3 protein-coding genes are annotated in these 2,758 nt (G+C 44.5%); 2 read left to right on the forward strand and 1 reads right to left on the reverse strand.

The features are described 5' to 3' along the window. Window positions 1-187 precede the first annotated feature (187 nt). Together F6K49_RS53840 and recA are read left to right on the forward strand one after the other, a co-directional pair. Window positions 188-364 carry a zinc ribbon domain-containing protein gene (locus tag F6K49_RS53840; RefSeq protein WP_366514291.1) on the forward strand — a complete coding sequence of 59 codons (177 nt, stop codon included), beginning with the start codon at window positions 188-190 and terminating at the stop codon, window positions 362-364. 257 nt (window positions 365-621) lie between these two features. Next, window positions 622-1,707, forward strand: a complete 1,086-nt coding sequence (gene recA, locus F6K49_RS39880; RefSeq protein ID WP_075900675.1) for a recombinase RecA — start codon at window positions 622-624, stop codon at window positions 1,705-1,707. Between the two features lie 223 nt (window positions 1,708-1,930). Here recA and F6K49_RS39885 read toward each other — a convergent pair whose 3' ends face one another. Continuing rightward, window positions 1,931-2,563: an FHA domain-containing protein gene (locus F6K49_RS39885; RefSeq protein WP_293087349.1), complete on the reverse strand. Its 633-nt coding sequence runs from the start codon at window positions 2,561-2,563 to the stop codon at window positions 1,931-1,933. Window positions 2,564-2,758 lie beyond the last annotated feature (195 nt).

Below are 2,758 nucleotides of genomic sequence, written 5' to 3' on the forward strand. Positions count from 1 at the left end.
ATCCGGAAAGATGCAATCCATAAATTAACCTCTTGGCTTTGCAAGAACCACGCAGTCATTGGGTTAGAAAATTTGAATGTTTCCGGTCTGTTGAAAAACCACAAAGCACGCAGGTGCTATAGCCGATGCCGCTCTTTATGAAATTCGTCGCCAGGTCGAATATAAGTCGGAGTGGTACGGCTGCCAACTGGTTTTTGCGGATAGATTCTATCCATCCACTAAAACCTGTTCAAGCTGTGGTCATGTTCAAGAAATGCCACTCAAAGAACGAGTTTTTAATTGTGAGGCTTGCGATTACACCGCTGATCGTGATCTGAACGCAAGCCTTAATTTAGAACGTTATGCCGAGGGCTTCTCGGTTTAAGCCTGTGGAATAGGAAGTGCCGACACCCTATGAAACCCAGATAATCTGGAGGAAGCAGGAAGGGAACTTTAACACGGTTTCTACCGAGTTATATCAGTTTCTCATAGCAGCTCAAGGAGCTTAAACAGTTAAAATGGATCATTAATTATAGTCTATAATTCCTTGACCAACATCTCTTCTCAATCCCCCATGTTTCTTTAGGGGGAGAATTAAAACTACAAAACCCGTCCCGATACAGTAAATTTTTTGAGGCATCCATGGCTACCCCAATCACAAACAGTCCCGAAAAAGAAAAAGCTCTGAACCTGGTACTAAAACAAATTGAGCGTAGTTTTGGTAAGGGTGCCATCATGCGCTTGGGTGATGCCACCCGCATGAAAGTGGAAACAATTCGGAGTGGGGCAATTACCCTAGATTTAGCCTTGGGGGGTGGTCTGCCGAAAGGTCGCATTATTGAAATCTATGGTCCAGAAAGCTCTGGTAAGACAACCCTAGCGTTGCATGCTGTCTCAGAAGTCCAAAAATCTGGGGGAGTTGCAGCGTTTGTTGATGCAGAACATGCTCTTGATCCCACCTACTCTGCAGCTTTGGGGGTTGACATCGAAAACCTTTTAGTATCTCAACCTGACACAGGGGAATCAGCCCTAGAAATTGTGGATCAACTGGTTCGTTCTGCGGCAGTGGATATCGTTGTGATTGACTCCGTAGCTGCTTTGGTACCCCGTGCAGAAATTGAAGGGGAAATGGGTGACAACCAAGTTGGGTTACAGGCGCGGTTGATGAGTAAAGCGCTGCGAAAAATTGCTGGTAACATTGGTAAGTCTGGGTGTACTGTTATTTTCCTCAATCAGCTACGACAAAAAATCGGCATCACCTATGGTAGCCCAGAGGTGACTACGGGTGGTAATGCACTTAAGTTCTATGCTTCAGTTCGCCTGGATATTCGTCGCATTCAAACCCTGAAAAAATCTAACGAGGGGGAATATGGGATTCGTGCCAAAGTCAAAGTTGCCAAAAATAAAGTTGCCCCTCCTTTCCGCATTGCAGAGTTTGACATTATTTTTGGCCAAGGGATTTCCCGCTTAGGGTGTCTGGTGGATTTAGCAGAACAAACCAAAGTCATTCTGCGCAAGGGAGCCTGGTATAGCCACAATGGAGACAATATTGCTCAAGGTCGGGATAATACAGTTAAGTATTTAGTTGAACATCCCGAGTTTGCTGAGAATATTGAGCAGCAAGTACGTCAGGCCCTCGACATGGGAGCAGTAGTTTCCGCTAACTCAGTGGCTCCTATGGATAGCAAGGACGGAGATAGCATCGAAGCAGGAGATGAGGAGGCTTAATTTATTAGTTATCAGCAATCAGCAATCAGCAATCAGCTATCAGCAATCAGCTATCAGCTATCAGCTTTTGAATAAGCGATGCAGCCCGCGCTGCCGTGGTTCCTCCCACTTGCTATTGCATAAAGACAACAGGTAAGGATTGGTTTAATCTGAGTGAAGTCACAGGCTGGAAGCCTGTGCCACAAAGCTGACCGCTGACCGCTGATTGCTCAATGCTTACAATTTACTTTTCTTGAGTGTACTTTCTAATTAAAAAGCGGTCTAGAATTTCTAACTGCTGAGCCGGAGTGAGTTCAGAAGAGGTTGCTCCTTCAAGCTCTTGCATTTCTTGTGCAGAGTCAACTGATCCAAATACGTCTGTTTCTTGCCCGTGTACAAATGGGTTAGTATCTTTGCTGATCTGATCTTGAGATAAGGATGAGGCAGTTGTTGCTTGATCACTGGTTAAGTTGTTTTCTGCTGCTAAAGCTTCGATTTGGGCTAGGATATTTGAGCTAATGTTCTCTACTGTCTTAGTCTGTTCGCAAAAGAAAAAACAAAAACTAATGCTAGCGAGTTGAACATACTCCCCATCCTGGAGCAGATGAGATCCTTTGACTCGTTTTCCATTTATAAAGGAACCATTAGTGCTCTTAAGGTCAATTAAGTAAAATCCCTGCTTCTGAATGTGCTGAATCACAGCATGATGTCTAGACAAACGCTTCTCGGGGAGCTGTATTGCTGACTGGCGTCCCCGACCGATTGTCCAAATTGCTTGAGGCTGGAGCAGGGTTTGACTTTTACCATTCACTAGGTTAGTCAGCAAATAGGCTTGTTGGCCCTGAATGACACCAGCTACATATCGTGTTTCAAACAAGCCGATAGGATGGTTACTTTTGTCCAGCTAAAGATTTTTTGTCTAGTAGAGTGTATTGATGCTTTTCAATAAAATCTAGACGAGCCTAAACATTTAGTTCGCACCTAATCCGAGCCGTTAGATAGGCTATGCTCACCATGGCTTGCATGGCTTCCATAATCTTCTTGTCCCATTAGTATACCCTGAGATTCCTCT

Source organism: Moorena sp. SIO3I6 (assembly GCF_010672095.1).

Excerpts from the sequence above, each read along its gene's own strand:
- recA (WP_075900675.1), top strand. The coding sequence starts at position 622 with ATGGCTACCCCAATCACAAACAGTCCCGAAAAAGAAAAAGCTCTGAAC.